The organism is Isosphaeraceae bacterium EP7 (assembly GCA_038400315.1).
Classification (GTDB): domain Bacteria; phylum Planctomycetota; class Planctomycetia; order Isosphaerales; family Isosphaeraceae; genus EP7.
In genome coordinates, this window is sequence record CP151667.1 from 396,886 (window position 1) to 414,281 (window position 17,396).

Below are 17,396 nucleotides of genomic sequence, written 5' to 3' on the forward strand. Positions count from 1 at the left end.
GTCTCGGAAGCGACCCTCGGCCTGCATTCGACGAGACGACTGGCGATCGTAGGCCGAGGCCTCGGAAGGCGAACGGACCGATGGACGACCTGACACGAACCCAGCACGGGGCCGCATCCCGGCCCGGCTCGCCGGCATCCGACCGCGACGATGGCGGCCTAGGCGTGGTCCTGGTCAAGAGCGGGCTGCTGACCAGCGACCACCTGAAGTTGGCCCAGCGCCATGCCGACGAGCACAAGATCGACCTGCTCCAGGCGGCCCTGACCCTCGGCCTGATCCCCGAATCGGTCCGTCCCGGCCTGGTCGCTTCGGCGTCCGCCCCCTCGGCCACGCCGACCGGCTCCCTGCCCGTCGCGTTGTCCACCCCCTCCCCCTCGGCCTTGGGGCCGATCCCGCTGTCGACGGACTCTTCGACCGACCTCAGCCCGGCCTCCTCCTCCGGCCTGCCTTCGCACGTGGCGGCGCCCTCCGTCCCGGCGGCCTCGACCATTGGCGGACTGCCCATGGGGATGGGCTTCGTCCTGGGCGACCAGGCCAAGCCCGACCGCGACATCCGCGACGAGCTGCTGCACATCGCCCAGACGGCCAACGCCCCCGACCTGCTCAACGAGCTGGTCGGCCGGGCCATCGACACCCGGGCCACCGATATCCACCTCGATCCCCAGCGCGGGGCCTATCGCGTCCGCTACCGGATCGACGGACTGCTGCACGACGTCGTCTCGCTCGACACCGCGCTGACGACCACGATGATCAGCCGGATTAAGGTCGTCGCCAACCTCAGGTACACCGAGCGCAGGCACCCCCAGGACGGCCGGATGGTCCTGGAGCACGCCGGTCTCCAGCGCGACCTGCGGATCTCGACCCTGCCCACGGCGATGGGCGAGAAGATCGTCATCCGGATCTTCGAGTCGCTCGGCGAGGCCGCACCGTTCGAACAGCTGGGGCTCGAGCCCGCGCAGGCCGAGGCCCTGACCCTTCTGACCCGGCGACCTTACGGCGCCGTGCTCACCGGCGGGCCCGTCGGCGCGGGCAAGACCACCACGCTGTACAGCTCGCTGGCCAAGGTCAACATTCCCGAACGTAACGTGATGACCATCGAGGACCCGATCGAGTATCGCCTGGAGGGGGTCAATCAGGTCCAGGTCGACCCAAAGATCGACCTGACCTTCGGCGAGGGGCTGCGGGCCATCCTGAGGCAGGACCCCAACGTCCTGATGATCGGCGAGATCCGCGACACCGAGACCGCGCAGATCGGCATCCGGGCCTCGCTGACCGGTGTGCTCGTCTTCAGCTCGATCCATGCCTCGGACGCCGCCAGCAGCATCGTCTCCCTGTACAACTATGGGATCCCCAGCTACCTGCTCTCCTCGGCCCTGCAGGGGATTGTCTCGCAGCGCCTGGTCCGCAAGATCTGCCCTGGGTGCAAGGTCCCCTACGAGGCCGATCGCCGGACCCTTGCGGCCCTGGACCTCAACCCCGACGAGTACGAGGGGCTGGCCCTCTTCCGCGGCCAGGGTTGCTCGGAATGCTTCCAGACCGGCTACCTGGGGCGGACGGGGGTCTTCGAGATCCTCGTCATCGAGGAGATCATCCGCGACCTCATCCTCCAGCAGACCACACGCGATGTCTTCCGCCAGGTCGCCACCGACCTCGGCATGCAGTCGCTGCGGCAAAGCGCCATCAATAAAGTGCTTGCCGGCGTCACCACGGTGGAGGAAGTCCACCGGGTTGGACTCTTCTGACCGCCGGCCGCGCACTCGTGCGTGCGTCAGTCCGGGCATGCATGCGGTTGACAGCTTGGCCAAGCATGGCGATCCTCTGACGTTCAGGGAGATGGCCCGCCCGGCGTATCGACTCGCCAGATCCCCCCCGCCGCCGATTGCCTCTCGAGGAGCAGACGCCCGCCAACCGCCCCGGTGTCGACTCTGAGGGCGGCCTCTCCGAACAGATCTAGGAGGCCTACGTGCCCGCCGCGATTCGCGTGAAATGCAGCTGCGGACGGATCTTGCGCACGAGTTCCGACAACGCCGGGATGGATATCCGTTGCTGGGACTGCCGCTCTGCGGTGCACGTCCCGCAGCCGTATACCCGGGGCCAGCTCGTGCTCGCGCTGCGCGACCAGGTCCAGGAGACGTGGACCTCCAGCAATCTCATGGTGATCGGCCTGGCCGCCCTGATGCTAACCCTGGCGCTCTGCGTGCCTCGGATCGGCATCTTAACGGCCGGTCTGGCGTTGCTGGTCTGCTCGCAGCTCTACTGCCTGACGATCCGCCGCGCCGGCCTGCGGGGCTCGGGGCAGGCGGGCAAGCTGGACCTGCGCACTCGCCTGACCTGGCTGGGCGTGGGCGGTCTGGGTGTCGTCGCGCTGGCCGCCCCGCCCATGCTCCGGTTCGCCGGGGTGGGCAGCGGCGAGACGGGCCGCGTGATCGGGCCGATGGGCGTCGTGGCGCTGGTGCTCGCCTGGTCGATCGTCCCGCTGATCATGGCCGCCCTGGCCTCCAGCCACGGGCCCGGCCCGCTCGGCCTGGCCCGCATGGCGGGCTCCGTCACCAGGCACCCGATGGCCACCCTGGTGGCCTTGCTCGTCCTGCCCGTCGGCCTGATCGCCGTCGAGGCCGCCACGGCCTTCATGTCCTACCAGTACGGCTGGATAGACGGGTACCTGCGTGACCTCTCGCCCGTGACATGGTCGTACTGGGAGGGCCTCAAGCACGGCTACCTGCTCATCGGCGCCCTGCCCAGGTCGCTCCTGCGCGGGCCCTATCCGCCCACGAAGTTCGCCCCCGACGTGTCCTTCACGCACCTGGCCCGCGAATATTACTACGCGATCCAGGCTGTTTACACCTACTTCATCCTGCTGGGCGTGATGGGGGTGCTGTCGTTGCAGGCGAGGCTGCTGGGCGTGATGGCCACCTGGAGTGTCCGCCACGCCGACGATCAGATGTACCAGCCCATGCTGGAGGCACCGGGCTGGGATTCGCAGTCGGCCGAGCCCCATCCCGGGACCGCCCTCACGTCGCTTCCCTCGCCCGGCAACGGCCGGGGGGATGCCTCGTCGGACGGCCATCCCATGCCGCTCCAGGGCCTGATCCGGTCACTCGGCGGCGAGCTGGAGCTGGACCGAGATCGCTGGATGACCCAACTCCAGGACGACCCGTGTCAGTTGCTGGCCATCGTCCAGGAGATCCAGGATCGCGCCCGCTCGATGACCGACCGGATCTCGGCCTCGCTGCTCTCCGAGCTGATGGCCCAGGGGACCCACGACTCCCCGGCCGGAACCCCGGAAGAGCCCTGGGACTCCTCGACAGGGCCCCTCGACTCCCCCGGCAAGGCGCGAGGAATCGCCCTGGCCGACGGCCGTCAGGCGGTCGACGCATCGGCCTGAACGGGGAGGTTGGCGGAACTTGAGGGAACTTCGGACGGCCCCTCTAATTTTTCAGGCCAAGGTGCCGGTCATGCATTATACTAACCGCATCGCCAGGTCGGGCCCGCGATGCCCGACGTCGGATAGCGCCGCGTGATTTAGGACCTTGCCGCACACCGAAGCGGCTGCGACCCGACCTCAACCCGACCCGTCCGGGCCGGCGACTGGGGATTTTTCTCGGGCGTCAGTCCGGTTGTTACGCATCCGAGCCCGTCCCCCGCGGGGTGTCACAACGCCGCGGGGGACGGGTTGGTACTCACCCGCCCGCCATCCCGTCCGCCGGGCCCATCCGCGTCTTTTCGAAGGGATTCGAGCCGTTGACGCCGTCCCAATCTCCCGCCGATCGGCCCGGCCCGGGCACCCCCATGCCCCGCCTTCGAGGGCACTGGCCGCTCGTGGCCGCGGTGCTTCTGGCGATGCTGCCCGCCCTGGCCGCCCCCCTGCTGGTCCCCGGATTCGTCACCCAGGACGGCTCCGCCCACCTGTATAACGCCGAGATCCTCACCCGCACGCTGCGGGGCGACCCCGAGTTTTCGCCCTACTACGAGGTGCGCAAGGAGCCGCTGCCCAACTGGTCCGGGCACCTCCTGACCATGGCGATGCTGGCCGCCTTCTCGCCGACCTGGGCCGACCGGCTCCTGATCGTCGCGATGGCGCTGGGCCCTGCCCTGGCCTTTGCCCGCCTGAGGGCGAGCGTGGCCGGCGACGGCTCTCCCTGGATGGTCGCGGCCGTCTCGGCCATGCTGGCGCTGAATATCACCTGGCTCTGGGGCTTCAACAGCTTCTTGCTGGGGGTCTGCCTGTTCCCGCTCACGCTGGCCTTCTGGTGGTCCAGGCGCGACCGGATGGGCCCGGGCGCGGCCCTGGCCCTGGCCAGCCTCCTGATCCTGGGTTACTTCTGCCACCTGATCAGCCTGGGACTCACCGGGCTGGGGCTCGTCACGCTCTGCCTGGCGACGCCGGGCCTGGACCGCCGCAGGCTGACCTGGACCATCGCCGGCCTCGCCCCGATGGTCCCGCTGGCCTTGTTCTACCGGTCGATGACCCGGCGGGCGGCGTCCCCCTTCATGCCCGACTGGCAGTACCTCTCGACCCCCTTCTCGCCCCGCGCCTGGCTGGCGCAGGTCGGTTGGGTCGACCCGATTTCACTGGCCTCACGGGTCACCTTGCCCTTCGTCCCGGGGACCTCGCGGTTTTACGGCCTGCTGACCCCGGTCGTCCCGTTCGGCCTGGCCGTCGCGATCCTGGCAGCCTCGACGCTCTGGCGCCGGAGGTCGTTGCGGGTCAGCCCCTGGGCCGTGCTGGGCGGGTTCCTCTGCCTGGCCGGGTTCGTCGGGCCCGACAGCTTCGGCGAGGCCCACGGCCAGTATTTGCCCCAGCGCGTGATGCTCCTCGGCTTGGTCGCCCTCCTCCCCTGGCTCGACCTGGCCGTCGACTCACCCGCGAGGCGCCTGGCCGCGGCCTTGCTGGCCCTGGCCCTGGTCGTTCAAACGGCCACCATCTGGGACTACGCGGGCCGATCAGCCCGGACGGCCGGCGTCTTCCAGTCCTCGGCCGTCCGCGAGGCCGTCGGCAAGGGCCGGCGCGTGGGCACCTTGCTCACCGATATCAAGTCGCCGTTTCGCGGCAACCCCGTGCTGCACGCCGACAACTGGCTCGGCCTTGGCACCGGGAATATCCTCTGGTCAAACTACGAGACCAGGCACTACTACTTCCCGGTCCAGTTCCGGGCCAACCTCGTCCGACCCCCGGCCTATGACTTCGAGGCGGTCGCACTCCTCGGCGACGACCCGGCCGCGCGGGCCCGCCGCTGGCTCGAACTCATCGACCGCTACGCCCCCGTCATCGACGTCCTTCTCGTCTGGGGAGACGACCCGGCCCTCGACGAGATCAACGCCCGCTGGTACGAGCCCGTCTATCGCGAAGGCCCCCTCCGCGTCCTCCGCCGGCGCGATGCCGGAAGGGCCGCGGAGAACGACCCCCCGGGGCCCCGCTGAGATTCAGGCGGGACGTGCGGTCCAGTCCCGGAACGCGTCCTCGTCGACGTTCCGGCCGCTGACGACGACCACGATGTCGCCTTCCCCGGCCAGGTCGACACCGCCCGTGAGCAGCGCCGCCACGCCGATCGCGCCCGAGGGCTCGGTGCGCAAGCCGTGGATGTCGTAGATTTTGCGCATCGCCTCCCGGGTGTCGGAGTCGGACACCGGGACCGATTGCCGCACCAGGTGTTCGAGGATCGGCCAGTTGTGCTCGCCGACGTCGTAGGAGAGCAAGCCGTCGCAGATGCTCGCCGGCCGATCGATGCGGACCCGCTTTCCGGCGATCAATGACCTGCGGAAGTCGTCCGCCCCCTCCGGCTCGACGCCGACGATCCGGGCCGCCGGGAACCCGTCGGCGATCGCGATCGCGTGGCCGGCCATCAGCCCGCCGCCGCTGACCGGGCAGAAGAAGTGCGACACGTCGCGCCCCTCGCGTTTCAGCTCGCGGACGATCTCCAGCCCGCCGACCCCGTTGCCGGCGATCACGTAGGGGTCGTCATAGGGCGAGGCCTGGACGGCGTTCTCCACCTCGGCGATCTCACGCGTCAGGCGGTCCCTCTCGCCGGTCTCGTGGTCGCGGGCGATGTCATAGGTACGCACCTCGGCGCCGAACGACCGGGTCCGCTCGAACTTCACGCGCGGGGCGGACTCGGGCATGACGACGATGACGCGCCGGTCGTATCGCATCCCCGCGAAGGCGATCCCCGATGCGAAGTTGCCCGACGAGTGGGCCGCGACCGGCCGGTCGCCGAGCCCGGCCAGGTTGTTCGCCATCCAGTTCAAAGCGCCCAGAAGCTTGAACGACCCGGAGGGGGTCCAGCCGTAATCCTTGAGCCAGACCCTGCGGCTGGGCGGCAGCCCGAGTCTCGTTTCCAGGGCATACGAGCGGATGAGTGGCGCGGGCGAGACGTGCTGGAGGATGACGCCTTCGGCATCGCGGACGTCGTCGATGGTGACCAGTCGGACGGACATGGCGGAACTCCGGCGGCAGGCAAGAAGTGGGTCGTGCGGGGGACGGCTCGCCGGGGTGGTACATGGCCCGGCGGCCGCGAACCTCGCGTCAGTCTTTCTTCAGCTCGTAAAGCCAGGACTCCCCGTCCGCCTCCTTGAACGTTCCCGGCCGCGTGTCGTAGCCCGGCGCGGCGACGCAGAGGAGCAGCTTCTCCCCCTCGAACTTGTAGATTGCCTTGAACTTCAGGCCCACCGCGTCGGCCGGCCCGGCGGTGATCTCCAGGTCGAGCTCGCCCGGGGTTGTCCCCTCCTTGACCTGGAACTTGCTCGTATACGTCTGCCCATCGGCGGTCGTCTTGACCGTCTCCTTGTCGAACGCCCAGGTGCTCTTCTCGCCGTTGCGTTCGCCGGTCCAGCTTCCCTGCATGGCCTTCAGGCCCTTCTTGCCCGCCGCGGGCTCGTCGCCTCGCGCCGCCGCGCCCAGGCCCACCACCAACAACGCCGCCAGGGCCAGGCCCGCCTGTCGCATGCTCATCGGTCCGCCTCCGAGACTCCACGAGATCGCGCCGCCGACGGTCGGCGACCCTGTCCAGACGCAGAGTCTGTCCTCCCCGCGCCCCCCATTCAAGGGACGGCCCCGGCCTCCCCGCCGATTCAATCGGACGTCGGGCCCGACCCGATCGGCCCAATCCGCCCCACGGCGAGACAATGTTGGCGGCCCCCGGGCGAATCCGTCGACGTCGGGGGCGTTGCGGCCCGTATTCGTACGTGCTCGAAGTCGCGCCGAGGTCGGCTTTCTCGATTCCCTCAGTGTGGCTATCCTCCTGAGCGGCGCCATTCGGGCGCCCCAAGCTCGGCTCACTCAAAGGACGGGGCGGGCCATGGCAATTCCGGTCGGACGATTGACGGTGGGTCCTGGCTTCGACGCGGGCCGCGAGAATCGGGCCGTCGCCGAGCTCTTCGTGACGTTCTTCCGCCGCGACCTCCTCCAGTTCTGCCCCAATCTGACGTTTGACGACGCCGGCGAGCCCGCCGCGTCCATCGACCCCTCCGCGGCCCCCAACTTCCGCCTCGCCTCCGTCGAAGGCCGGGGTGCCGGCGTCGAGCTGTTCGGCGCCCGATTCCGGCTCGTCCCCAGGCCGGGTACGCGCATCACCCCGCACGATCGCCGGATGATCCGGTCGATCGGCGCGGTGCTCAGCCTGCGCTACCACCACCTCTTCCGGCTCGGCAACTCGTCGCGCCTGGAACTCTACCGGGGCGGTTCCGAAGACCACTACGTCGCCGCCTTCGTCGAGCCGTCGGCCTACGCCCCCTCGGTCAGCAGGCCCAGCCGGGTCGCCTCGACGATCCAGACCTTGCGGGTCGCGGCCCTCTCCACCTACGAGAACCGCCGCGTCTCCACCGGAGCCCTGCTGCTCGGCCGAGCAGCCCGCTCGCCCCGCAGGCCCACGCCCACCCCCCACGATGCCCTCCCCTACGGCGTCGAGCTGACCGCCCTGAAGAGCATCCACCGGCTCTGCGACGGCCGCCGGACCCTCTTCCTGGTCGACCGCGAGGGGCGGCTTGCCGAGATCGTCGACATCGCCCGCTGGTCAGCCGAGGTCCCCTCCAGGACCCGCGCCGTCACCCCCAGCGCCCGGGCCTACGCCGCACACGCTCGGGCGACCCGCTCCGGCGGGCACGTCTGCCTGGTGCTCAGCCCCAACCAGGAGATCAAGCTGTTCGCCGGCGGCGTCCAGGCATTCGCGTTCGCACACGGACGTTGGCGTACGCTCGACCCCTCGGCGCACTTCGCTTCCTGGGAGGCCGCCGTCGCCCGCCCCGAACTGGCCCGATCCCTCTTCCAGGCCGCCCTCGACCTGGCCGAGACTCGCCAGGGGGGGCTCTTCGTCGTGGTGAATGACCCCGCCGAGGCGATCGGCCGGCTGATCTCGCCGCAGGACGCACTCGATTCCCCCGAAGCCAGGCCCGACGGCCCGCCGGCCGAGGGGGACCTCATGGCCAAGCGAGACCTGCACTACCTGGCCCGGGGCCGCGACGTCGCCGGTCTCGACCCCTCGGTCCTCGAGGCCCTCGCCTGCATCGACGGCGCCACCGTCGTCGACCGCCAGGGCCGACTCATCGCCTTCGGCGCTATCCTCCGCAACGACCCCGCCGCGCAGCACGACGCCACCGTCGCCGAAGGGGCACGAACCACCGCCGCCTTCGCCGCCAGCCGCTTCGGCCCCGTCCTCAAGATCAGCGAAGACGGCGTCATCTCCTGCTTCCTCGACGGCGTCCGAGCCTGGGAGATGTGATGTGGTGTGAGGCCCGGCCTGGCCCACGCCGTCCCCCGCCGGTTAGAATCGCCCCTCCACGCGAACTCGATCACTGTCCAATCGCAAGCCCGGACCCGCCCTCCCTTCGATGAAACGGAACCACTTCGAAGGGCTGGCGAACTCATCCCTGGTCGGCCTCGCCCTCGCGGCGATCGGCCTGGTCCTCCTCGGCGCCGGGGCGTTGGTGGCCTTCGCCTGGATGCAGACACTCCCTCCGGCCATCCTCCGGTGGCTGGGGCAGGTCATGTTCGTCTGGGTGCTTCTGGGCGGCCCGATCGTCGCCCGCCGATTCGGCTTCGTCCGGCCCTGGGTGACGATCGATCCTGAGCATGAGTCCGCGGCGATTCGCCGGGGCAATGTCGTCGCCGCCCTGGTGCTCCAGGCCGTCACCCTCTCCTTCGCGATCCCGCTGTTCGCCCATCCGGGGGCGTCGGGCATCAGTGACTGGGATTATCACCTGCACGCCTACGAGGCCGTCCGCCGCTCGATCGTGGAGTGGGGCGAGTTCCCCTGGTGGGACCCCTGGAGCTGCGGCGGCTTTCCGCTGGCGGCCGAGCCCCAGGTGGGCCTCGCCTCGGTCGACACCCCGCTCGTGCTCGCGCTGGGCACTTCCGTCGGGCTGCGACTGGCGGCCGTCGCCGGCATCATGATCGCCGTCGAGGGGGCCCGCAGGCTGGCCAGGCTCTGGCTGAACGACCCCTGGGCGGTCGCCGCGGTCGCCTCGATCTATGGCTGGAATGGGTCGATCCTGATCTGGACCGTGGGCGGCCACGCGATCGGAATGAGCTTCCCGTTCCTCCCCTGGATGCTCCGCCCCGCATTTCTGCTGCACCGAGGCGCCAGCCAGGGGGTGAAGCTCGGCCTGGCCCTGGCCGCGAGTGCCCTGGCCATCATCCAGTATCCCACCGCCTACGGCCTGGTCATCACGGCTGCCGTGCTCGGCTGGGGCCTGCTGGCGCAGGACGTCCGCGGACGTGCGCGAATGGCCCGGGGCCTGGTCATCGCGGCCGGCCTGACCCTGGCCCTGTCCGGCTGGCGGCTGGTGCTCACCGGCGGGATCATGGTCGACTACCCCCGCATCCGCGAGTCGGGCGTCGACGACTCCTTCTGGTCCGTCCTGCGCTCGACCCAGGAGCGGCCCACCCCGACCGCGAGCTGGGCCGAAGGGCTCAGCGGCCTCGTCGAGTTCGACGCCTACATCGGACCGGTCGCCCTGGCTCTGGCGGTCGTCAGCCTGCGCAGGGGTTGGCGGTGGTGGCATTCCCTCTGGATGGTCGGTTTCGCCCTGGCGATGGGGGCCCGGCACTGGTACCAGCCCAGCGCCTGGCTGGCCTCCTGGCCCGTCTTCTCGACGATGCACATGGTCAGCCGCTGGCGCATCCCGGCAATGCTCGGCCTGGGCCTGGCCGCCGCCGACGAGCTCCAATCCTGGCATCGCTCCCCGCGCCTTCGCCGCCTCATCCCGCTCTTCGCCGCGGCGATCCTCGTCGACCTGGCCGTTTACGCCCACCAGGTCCTTCCCGCCGCCTTCTCCCTGCCGCCATCGGCCCAGATCGACCCGGGCCCACCCCTCGGACACGCCTTCCCGGTGAGCCTGGAATTCAGCCAGACCCCCTCGGGAACCTCGCAGGCCTATCCCGCCGTCCGCGGCGGTTACGCCGTCATCCGAGGCTATCAGCCGCTCCTCACCTACGACCGCAGCCGCCCCACCGCCCGCCTCTGGCGCGGCCACCCCGACTACAAGGGCGAATACCTGGTCGACGGCGAGCCAACCGCCCCCACCTCCTGGAGCCCCAACCACGTCGCCTTCCGGGTCGCCCCCAACGCGCAAGTGACCCTCAACGCCAACCCTGGCTCCTGGTGGTGGCTGGAGACCGGCAACGGAGAGCTCCGCCCCTACGGAGACCTCCGCTGCGTCGAGCTGACCCTCCCCTTCACCGTCCGCGCCGACCTCCGAGGAGACCTCCTCCTCCGTATCCAGCCCCCCAACCTCCTCTGGGCCGCGGTCACAACCATCGCGGGCATCTGCCTCGTCCTGGTAGGCTGTGTCACCGGGCTCTGGGAGCATCCCCGGGGCCGAGCCGGGACTTGAGGAGGGTTCGGATGAGATTTCATCGATCTTCCAGGTCGCTGATCGTCGCGGTGGCGCTCTGCGCCGCTTCCCTGGCGGTCTGGGCGCCGGCAATCAGGTGGGGTGGGCTCGAGAACTGGACTCGGGCAATCGCGCTGACGGTTATTTTCTCGATCATCGCCTACGTCACTCCGGCACTCAGGTCCAAGAACCCGATCTCATTGATGGTCGAGAATCCGAGAGCAACTTGGGATTTGCTCGTCATTATGCTGCCGATCCCCTTGCTGTTCATCATCAGGCTTCTTATGCCATAGGAATCATTTCTCATTAAACAGTAGTTTCCCGGATTTTTAACCCCGGTCCACCAAATATCGGTGTCGTTGATCGTCACGCACGAACGCCTCAGCGTCGTCGATCACCAGGTCGAGGAAGTGGTAGATGTCTTCCGCAACGACCCTGACGTTCGCCTGGCGACCGTCGTAGCACCCACTGTGGAGGGGACCGGGCGGCAGATGAAGGACCCGACCACCCTGACGTTCGGCCATGAACAAACCGCCGCCGCCCGTGGACCCGAGCGGAACGACGGGGATCTCCGCTTCGAGGAGGATCGCGAGGGGCTCCGATGATGGGTCGTAATTCAAGACGCCTGGAAGCGGCTTGATGAAGTAGCCGGTATGGACATCCGGCATGCTGATCCCATCGCAGGCGGAATATAGGTCGGCCAGCCCTCCGACCCCGGACAGCCCCGCCTCGGCAAGCAGGGCGATCGTCCCGGGCCGGGGTGGCGAGATCGTGTTCTCACCCAATGGATAGCCGAAGTCGATGGTGGCCAACTCGTCCAGGATCGTGGCGAGGCGTCGGATCTTCTGGGTGATCGACATTCGGTTCCCTCTTCCGTCACCGAGGACCCTGCTCCGATGCCATCCCCGGCCTCTTGAACGGGGCATCTCCGAAGCGGAACTTGATGGGTGCCTCACCTCCCATCCGGCACCGCATCAAGGGATGCCCCATGCGGCAAGCTACCCTCATATGGTGCCGCTGGCAACGATTGCTCCAACCTTTCGCCTCGGCATTCAATCGCCCCGAACACCGCCGCTTCGTCGAGAGGATCACGGCCCTGGTTCTCAATGTCGAGGAGCACACCATCACCCAATCGGTCGTCGCCGTTGTGTCCCATCCCTCGAGAATGGATAGATTCCCATGGACAAACTGCTCTCGGATCGCTCGCGGGCTGCCTTGGAGAAGGCGCGGGACGAGGCGTCTCGGCTCCACCACGAATACATCGGCACCGAGCACATCCTGCTCGGAATCGCCGGCGAGGCGGGCGGCAACGCCTCGGCGACCCTGGCCAGCTTCGGTGTCACCCTCGATCGGATCCGTGTCGCCGTCGAGGCGTTGATCGGGATCGGGCCGCCCGGCGCGTCGCCCGACGATCGAGGCGTCACCCCCAGGGCGAAGCAGGTCATTGGCTTCGCGCAGGAGGAGGTCGACCGGAGCGGCCACAAGGAAGTCGATCCGGAACATCTCCTGATTGGACTGACGCGGGAAGTCCACGGGGTCGCCGCCCAGGTGCTCCGCAACCTCCAGGCTCCCCCAGAAGATGTCGTTGAGAAGGTCTCAGAGTTGCTTGGTCGAGGCGATGAGGGCGAGCCGCACAGCGGCTGAAGGTCGTGGGAAGCGAGTGGTCGACCCATCCTGCGCCTCGTTTCAAGGTCGACCCGACGACCCATCTCGATCCGGCCGGCCCCTAACGATGGCACATTCGTGGGGACGTCCGCGCCTTCGATCCTCAAAATTTCGGGCGCGGGCTTGAAGTATTCCCATTAGGGAATACAATCCTCGCATGGCACGTTCGCCCACGACCTCAGACGCGTTCAACGCCGTCGCCGAGCCGCGACGTCGGCAGATCCTCGACCTGCTCGCCCCCGGCGAGCGGCCGGTCAACGACCTGGTCGCCTTGCTGGGGCTGGCCCAGCCGCAGGTCTCCAAGCATCTGCGCGTCCTGCGGGAAGTGGGCCTGGTCAGTGTGCGGGGCTCGGGCCAGCAGAGGCTGTACAAGTTGGACGCTGCGCGCCTCAAGGCGATCTACGACTGGGTCCGGACGTTCGAACCCTTCTGGGATTCGCAACTCGACCGGATCAAGGAGCGAGCCGAACGGAAGGCGAGCGAGGCGAAGGGCAAAACCGACAAGGAGGATTAAGCATGTCGATGAGCGGAGTCGAGCAGGAAGTCCAGATCATCAGCATTACACGGGACATCGAGATTGCCGCGCCGATCGAGATCGCCTTCGAGGCGATCCTCGAGGAGATCGGCCCTTGCAGCGAGATGCCGGGCGGCAAGCCGTTCCCGATGGTGATCGAGCCGTGGCCCGGCGGGCGGTGGTATCGCGACCTGGGCGCGAACGCCGGCCACCTCTGGGGGCACGTGCAGGTGATCAAGCCGCCGATGTTGCTGGAACTCTACGGACCGATGTTCATGTCGTTCCCCTCGGCCAACCACATCCAGTATCGGTTGACGGCCGACGGCGACGTTACACGCCTCAAGTTCTCGCACAGGGCGATGGGGCCCATCCCCGACGAGATCCGCGAAGGGGTGGGCCACGGCTGGGACTACGGGCTCAACCGCATCGCCGAGATCGCCTCGCGGCTGGTGACCGATCGGCAAAAGGGGGCGAACTGATGCGTGCGATCGAGCAGGTCCGCTGGGTGCTCGGACAGACCGACGAGCTGACCCGCGTGCTCGTCGAGGACATGCGCGATCAGCCGCTGACCCGGTCGGCACCGCGCGGCGGCAACCATCCCCTCTGGGTGCTCGGCCACCTTGCCGTCATCGAGGGGATGATCCCGCACACCGTCTCCGGCGAGGCGAACCCGGTGCAACACTGGTGGCCGATCTTCGGGACTCGCTCCCAGCCCTCCGACGACGCGGGGGAGTATCCCCCGTTCGATGAGGTCCTCGCCACCTATCGCGACCTCAGGGCGAAGAATCTCGCGATCCTCGAAGCGATCGGCGAGGATGGATTGGAGCGGGCGCCGAAGGTGATTCCGCCCGGCTTCGAAGACCGGATGAAGACGATCGGGCGGACCTTTCACCTCGTCGCCCTGCACCAGATGTTTCACCTCGGCCAGGTGGCCGACGCCCGCCGCGCCGCCGGCCGCGAGCCGTTCAACTGACCTGCCTATCGAGTCGATTGGACCTCGTCCCGGATTCCAGCCAGGTCACTTCGTTCCCCTTTCACTTCGATCATTGGAGGATCGCATGGCCGATCACGCCGTCGTCCCTCGTGAGGAATGGATCGCGGCCCGCAAGGAACTGCTGGCGAAGGAGAAGCAGCTGACGCGGCTCCGCGACGAGCTCAGCCGCGAGCGCCAGGCATTGCCCTGGGTCGGGGTGGAGAAGACCTATGTCTTCGACGGCCCGGACGGCGCGGAGACCCTGTCCGATCTCTTCGCGGGCAGGAGTCAGCTGATCGTCCACCACTTCATGTTCAGCCCCGACTGGGAGGAAGGTTGTGTCGGCTGCTCATTCCACGCCGACCACGACGAGGGGGCCCTCGTCCACCTGGAGAATCACGACGTCAGCTTCGTGAGGATCTCGCGTGCACCGCTCGCCAAGATCCGGGGGTTCAACGAGCGGATGGGCTGGCACGCGAAGTGGGTCTCTTCCTCCGGGACCGACTTCAACCGCGACTACAACGTCTCCTTCACCAAGGACGAGGTCGCCAACGGCGAGGCCTACTACAACTACAACACGACGAAGGACGCCATCGAGGATCTCCCCGGCGTCAGCGTGTTCCTCAAGGATAACGATGGGAACGTCTTCCACACCTATTCCTGCTTCGGTCGCGGCGACGAGGCGGCGGTGAGCACGTATTTCTACCTCGACCTCACCCCCAAGGGACGCAACGAGCGGGGCGGCGACGGCAACCTGACGGACTGGGTGCGGCACCACGATAAGTACGGCTTCAAGGGGTTCGTCGACACGAGGAGCCTCTACCGCATCGGCAGGGTGACCTACGAGCCGGCCCGATGAACATTATCCCATGCTGCGAGGCGGGTTCCTCCGGCGAGGAACCCGCAAACGCGGAGACTCCGTCTCGCGCCGGCCGACCCCCCTCCGGGCGCCGCACCCCGGTCGAGATCGCCGGATGGCTCATCCCCGGATTCATCCTGGCGTTCCTGCCGAAGTGCCCGGTCTGTCTGGCCGCTTACGTCGCGATCGGGACCGGGCTCGCGCTCTCGGCCCCGCTCGCGGCCTTCCTGCGCACCACGCTCATCGTGGTGTGCGTCGTCTCGCTGTCGTACCTCGCGATGCGGCGTATCCGCCGTCTCATCGCGCGAAGTTCCGCGGAAGCACCCGGATAACTCCTCGGACATCTCGCCGCCGATGCGCCCGTCGGTCCAGGAGACCCATCGTCAGAAGCCCCGCTCACCGCCTGCCACTCCGCGCACGCGTGTTCTGCTTCGACGACGGACCTGCGTTCATGTGTGGTCAGACAATTCCGACCACCCGGCCCATGAATCAGGTCCGTCCCGTCATCCCCGTTCACGGACATGTCCTGCCCGCTCTCATGGCCCCGACGATGGTCGCCCCCCCCCTCATTCTCACGATTTTCCTGGAATTCCAATTTTCCCCGCCGGATTTCCGCGCCGATTGCAACTGTAGGGTTTGGCCAATGCCGCGATCTCGTCCCAGCGACTCCGGCGGCCTCCTGGCTCTTTGGCAATTCGAACCGATCAACAAGCCGCCGGCGCCAGAACGAAGCCACTTCGCCGGCGCCAGAACGAAGCCACTTCGCCGGCGCCAGAACGAAGCCACTTCGCCGGCGCCAGAACGAAGCCACTTCGCCGGCGCCAGAACGAAGCCACTTCGCCGGCGCCAGAACGAAGCCACTTCGCCGGCGCCAGAACGAAGCCACTTCGCCGGCGCCAGAACGAAGCCACTTCGCCGGCGCCAGAACGAAGCCACTTCGCCGGCGCCAGAACGAAGCCACTTCGCCGGCGCCAGAACGAAGCCACTTCGCCGGCGCCAGAACGAAGCCACTTCGCCGGCGCCAGAACGAAGCCACTTCGCCGGCGCCAGAACGAAGCCACTTCGCCGGCGCCAGAACGAAGCCACTTCGCCGGCGCCAGAACGAAGCCACCGATCAGGGAAGCTATTTCATCAAAAGAAGTTGCGTCGATCTGTGGGGGACGTGTGTGATCTGCCGCTCGACGCTTGAATACGAAACGAACCCGGCGCCAGGTGGGACGAACCCATCTCGATTCAAGGAAAACGGCGGGCGCGAGGGGCTGTCATGCCTCGCGACCGCCGTGGAGGTGGCTCGTCCAATTGACCTGGGATCAGGAGATGTCGGGGACGTCGACCCAGGCGCCTTCCTGCTTCGAGCTGGCGACGGCCGCCTCGATGAAGGCCATGCCGGCGACTCCGTCGACGATCCCGGGGTGGTCATAGGGGGTCGGGGCGGTCTCGCCTCGCTGGCCTCGGATGGTCCATTCCAGGGTGCGGTGGAGGTTGGCAAGCGCCTCGTGGAAGCCCTCGGGGTGGCCGGCTGGCACCCTCATGTAGGGGTTGATCGACGCCGGGAAGTAGGGGTAGCCGGCCCCAAGGCGATAGAGGTGCACCGGGTGATCATTGGAGTAGTGCTTCAGGGTCTGATGGTCCGTGTTGGACCATTCCAGGGTCCCCTTGGTCCCGCTGATCCGGAACGCGTTGTCGTTCTGCATGCCGATGGAGATCTGCGAGGCCGCGATGGTGGCGATCCCGCCGTTGTCCAGCTCGGCCAAGACGGTGAAGTCGTCGTCGAGGGCCCGGCCGGCGACGAACGCCTTGAGCCGTGCGCTCAGCCTGGTGGCACGCAGGCCGGCGACGAAGCGGACGAACTCGTAGGCATGCGTGCCGATGTCTCCGCCGCAGCCCGAGGCGCCCGACTTCGCGGGGTCGACTCGCCAGGCGGCCTGCTTCTGGCCCCCCTTCTCGATGTCGCTGGCCAGCCAGCCCTGGGGGTACCAGGCCTCGACCTTGCGGACCTCGCCGATCTTGCCGTCGCGGATGAACTCGCGGGCCAACATCACCATCGGGTAGCCGGTGTAGGTGTAGGCCGTGACGAAGGGGATCTTCGACGCCTTGACCGTGGCCAGCAGCCGCTTGGCCTCGTCGAGCGAGGTCGTCAGCGGCTTCTCGCAGAGCACCCCGATGCCCGCGGCGGCGGCGGCATCGGCCGGGCCGAAGTGGGCGTCATTGGGGGTGACGATCGTGAGATAGTCGATGCGTTCGCCGACAGGCATCGCGGCCTCGGCCTTCACCAGGGCCTGCCAGTCGCCGTAGCCGCGGGTGAAGTACAGCTCCTTGGCGGCGGCCAGCGAGCCCGCTGCGTCGCTGCGCAAGGCGCCGGCGACGAGCTCGGCCGAGTTGTCCATCAGGATCCCCCGGCGGTGCGGCCCGCCGAAGAAATTCGAGGGGCCCCCGCCGCCGACCATCCCGACCTTCATCTTCTGCTGACTCATCGCGCAAGCCCCTTCCGGACTGCCCCAGATGCCCGACCGTTGGACAGGCCACTATAGCCGCACGCAGGGCGCCCGCAAGGGTCA

General features: G+C 68.2%; 16 protein-coding genes. 11 read left to right on the forward strand and 5 right to left on the reverse strand.

Features of this window, described 5'->3' with window-relative positions:
* Window positions 1–80 precede the first annotated feature (80 nt).
* From EP7_RS01665 to EP7_RS01675, 3 genes are all read left to right on the forward strand, one after another.
* Complete coding sequence (locus EP7_RS01665; RefSeq protein ID WP_463525832.1) at window positions 81–1,742, forward strand: GspE/PulE family protein; 1,662 nt, start codon at window positions 81–83, stop codon at window positions 1,740–1,742.
* Window positions 1,743–1,963: 221 nt separating this feature from the next.
* The gene (locus EP7_RS01670) at window positions 1,964–3,385 is read left to right on the forward strand and encodes a hypothetical protein (protein WP_463525833.1); all 1,422 of its coding nucleotides are present in this window, start codon (window positions 1,964–1,966) and stop codon (window positions 3,383–3,385) included.
* A 404-nt stretch (window positions 3,386–3,789) separates the two neighbouring features.
* Window positions 3,790–5,421, forward strand: coding sequence for a hypothetical protein (locus EP7_RS01675; RefSeq protein ID WP_463525834.1), 1,632 nt, complete (start codon window positions 3,790–3,792; stop codon window positions 5,419–5,421).
* Window positions 5,422–5,424: 3 nt separating this feature from the next.
* Here the strand turns inward: EP7_RS01675 and EP7_RS01680 are convergent, their stop codons facing one another.
* Together EP7_RS01680 and EP7_RS01685 are read right to left on the reverse strand one after the other, a co-directional pair.
* A complete protein-coding gene (locus tag EP7_RS01680) occupies window positions 5,425–6,435 on the reverse strand; it encodes a threonine ammonia-lyase (protein ID WP_463525835.1) in 1,011 nt (336 codons plus the stop codon).
* An 88-nt stretch (window positions 6,436–6,523) separates the two neighbouring features.
* A complete protein-coding gene (locus EP7_RS01685) occupies window positions 6,524–6,949 on the reverse strand; it encodes a TIGR03067 domain-containing protein (protein ID WP_463525836.1) in 426 nt (141 codons plus the stop codon).
* Between the two features lie 346 nt (window positions 6,950–7,295).
* On the opposite strand from EP7_RS01685, the gene EP7_RS01690 reads away from it, so the two are divergent.
* Window positions 7,296–8,714: a hypothetical protein gene (locus tag EP7_RS01690; RefSeq protein ID WP_463525837.1), complete on the forward strand. Its 1,419-nt coding sequence runs from the start codon at window positions 7,296–7,298 to the stop codon at window positions 8,712–8,714.
* 109 nt (window positions 8,715–8,823) lie between these two features.
* Window positions 8,824–10,827, forward strand: a complete 2,004-nt coding sequence (locus EP7_RS01695) for a hypothetical protein (RefSeq protein ID WP_463525838.1) — start codon at window positions 8,824–8,826, stop codon at window positions 10,825–10,827.
* Between the two features lie 19 nt (window positions 10,828–10,846).
* Here the strand turns inward: EP7_RS01695 and EP7_RS01700 are convergent, their stop codons facing one another.
* Together EP7_RS01700 and EP7_RS01705 are read right to left on the reverse strand one after the other, a co-directional pair.
* Entirely contained in the window at window positions 10,847–10,984 is a 138-nt protein-coding gene (locus EP7_RS01700; RefSeq protein ID WP_463525839.1) for a hypothetical protein, read from the reverse strand.
* Between the two features lie 172 nt (window positions 10,985–11,156).
* The gene (locus EP7_RS01705) at window positions 11,157–11,687 is read right to left on the reverse strand and encodes a hypothetical protein (RefSeq protein ID WP_463525840.1); all 531 of its coding nucleotides are present in this window, start codon (window positions 11,685–11,687) and stop codon (window positions 11,157–11,159) included.
* A 319-nt stretch (window positions 11,688–12,006) separates the two neighbouring features.
* On the opposite strand from EP7_RS01705, the gene EP7_RS01710 reads away from it, so the two are divergent.
* The 6 genes from EP7_RS01710 to EP7_RS01735 all read left to right on the forward strand — a co-directional run bounded on the left by EP7_RS01710 (window position 12,007) and on the right by EP7_RS01735 (window position 15,170).
* Window positions 12,007–12,471 (forward strand): Clp protease N-terminal domain-containing protein, encoded by a 465-nt coding sequence (locus EP7_RS01710; protein WP_463525841.1) that lies wholly within the window; start codon window positions 12,007–12,009, stop codon window positions 12,469–12,471.
* Window positions 12,472–12,649: 178 nt separating this feature from the next.
* On the forward strand, window positions 12,650–13,006 hold the full coding sequence (locus tag EP7_RS01715; RefSeq protein ID WP_463525842.1) for an ArsR/SmtB family transcription factor: 357 nt from the start codon (window positions 12,650–12,652) through the stop codon (window positions 13,004–13,006).
* Between the two features lie 2 nt (window positions 13,007–13,008).
* Window positions 13,009–13,485: an SRPBCC family protein gene (locus EP7_RS01720; RefSeq protein WP_463525843.1), complete on the forward strand. Its 477-nt coding sequence runs from the start codon at window positions 13,009–13,011 to the stop codon at window positions 13,483–13,485.
* A complete protein-coding gene (locus EP7_RS01725; protein ID WP_463525844.1) occupies window positions 13,485–13,979 on the forward strand; it encodes a DinB family protein in 495 nt (164 codons plus the stop codon). The genes EP7_RS01720 and EP7_RS01725 overlap by 1 nt, the downstream gene beginning before the upstream one ends.
* An 85-nt stretch (window positions 13,980–14,064) precedes the next feature.
* Window positions 14,065–14,838, forward strand: coding sequence for a DUF899 domain-containing protein (locus EP7_RS01730; RefSeq protein WP_463525845.1), 774 nt, complete (start codon window positions 14,065–14,067; stop codon window positions 14,836–14,838).
* Window positions 14,835–15,170, forward strand: a complete 336-nt coding sequence (locus tag EP7_RS01735; protein WP_463525846.1) for a hypothetical protein — start codon at window positions 14,835–14,837, stop codon at window positions 15,168–15,170. The genes EP7_RS01730 and EP7_RS01735 overlap by 4 nt, the downstream gene beginning before the upstream one ends.
* A 978-nt stretch (window positions 15,171–16,148) precedes the next feature.
* On the opposite strand, the gene EP7_RS01740 is transcribed toward EP7_RS01735, so the two are convergent.
* On the reverse strand, window positions 16,149–17,312 hold the full coding sequence (locus EP7_RS01740; RefSeq protein WP_463525847.1) for a Gfo/Idh/MocA family protein: 1,164 nt from the start codon (window positions 17,310–17,312) through the stop codon (window positions 16,149–16,151).
* Between the last annotated feature and the right edge of the window lie 84 nt (window positions 17,313–17,396).

Bases quoted from the DNA above. Each gene is read 5' to 3' on its own strand.
- EP7_RS01665 (WP_463525832.1), top strand. From the start codon at position 81: ATGGACGACCTGACACGAACCCAGCACGGGGCCGCATCCCGGCCCGGC.
- EP7_RS01675 (WP_463525834.1), top strand. From the start codon at position 3,790: ATGCCCCGCCTTCGAGGGCACTGGCCGCTCGTGGCCGCGGTGCTTCTG.
- EP7_RS01680 (WP_463525835.1), bottom strand. From the start codon at position 6,435: ATGTCCGTCCGACTGGTCACCATCGACGACGTCCGCGATGCCGAAGGC.
- EP7_RS01685 (WP_463525836.1), bottom strand. From the start codon at position 6,949: ATGAGCATGCGACAGGCGGGCCTGGCCCTGGCGGCGTTGTTGGTGGTG.
- EP7_RS01690 (WP_463525837.1), top strand. From the start codon at position 7,296: ATGGCAATTCCGGTCGGACGATTGACGGTGGGTCCTGGCTTCGACGCG.
- EP7_RS01695 (WP_463525838.1), top strand. From the start codon at position 8,824: ATGAAACGGAACCACTTCGAAGGGCTGGCGAACTCATCCCTGGTCGGC.
- EP7_RS01700 (WP_463525839.1), bottom strand. From the start codon at position 10,984: ATGATCGAGAAAATAACCGTCAGCGCGATTGCCCGAGTCCAGTTCTCG.
- EP7_RS01705 (WP_463525840.1), bottom strand. From the start codon at position 11,687: ATGTCGATCACCCAGAAGATCCGACGCCTCGCCACGATCCTGGACGAG.
- EP7_RS01710 (WP_463525841.1), top strand. From the start codon at position 12,007: ATGGACAAACTGCTCTCGGATCGCTCGCGGGCTGCCTTGGAGAAGGCG.
- EP7_RS01715 (WP_463525842.1), top strand. From the start codon at position 12,650: ATGGCACGTTCGCCCACGACCTCAGACGCGTTCAACGCCGTCGCCGAG.
- EP7_RS01720 (WP_463525843.1), top strand. From the start codon at position 13,009: ATGTCGATGAGCGGAGTCGAGCAGGAAGTCCAGATCATCAGCATTACA.
- EP7_RS01725 (WP_463525844.1), top strand. From the start codon at position 13,485: ATGCGTGCGATCGAGCAGGTCCGCTGGGTGCTCGGACAGACCGACGAG.
- EP7_RS01730 (WP_463525845.1), top strand. From the start codon at position 14,065: ATGGCCGATCACGCCGTCGTCCCTCGTGAGGAATGGATCGCGGCCCGC.
- EP7_RS01735 (WP_463525846.1), top strand. From the start codon at position 14,835: ATGAACATTATCCCATGCTGCGAGGCGGGTTCCTCCGGCGAGGAACCC.
- EP7_RS01740 (WP_463525847.1), bottom strand. From the start codon at position 17,312: ATGAGTCAGCAGAAGATGAAGGTCGGGATGGTCGGCGGCGGGGGCCCC.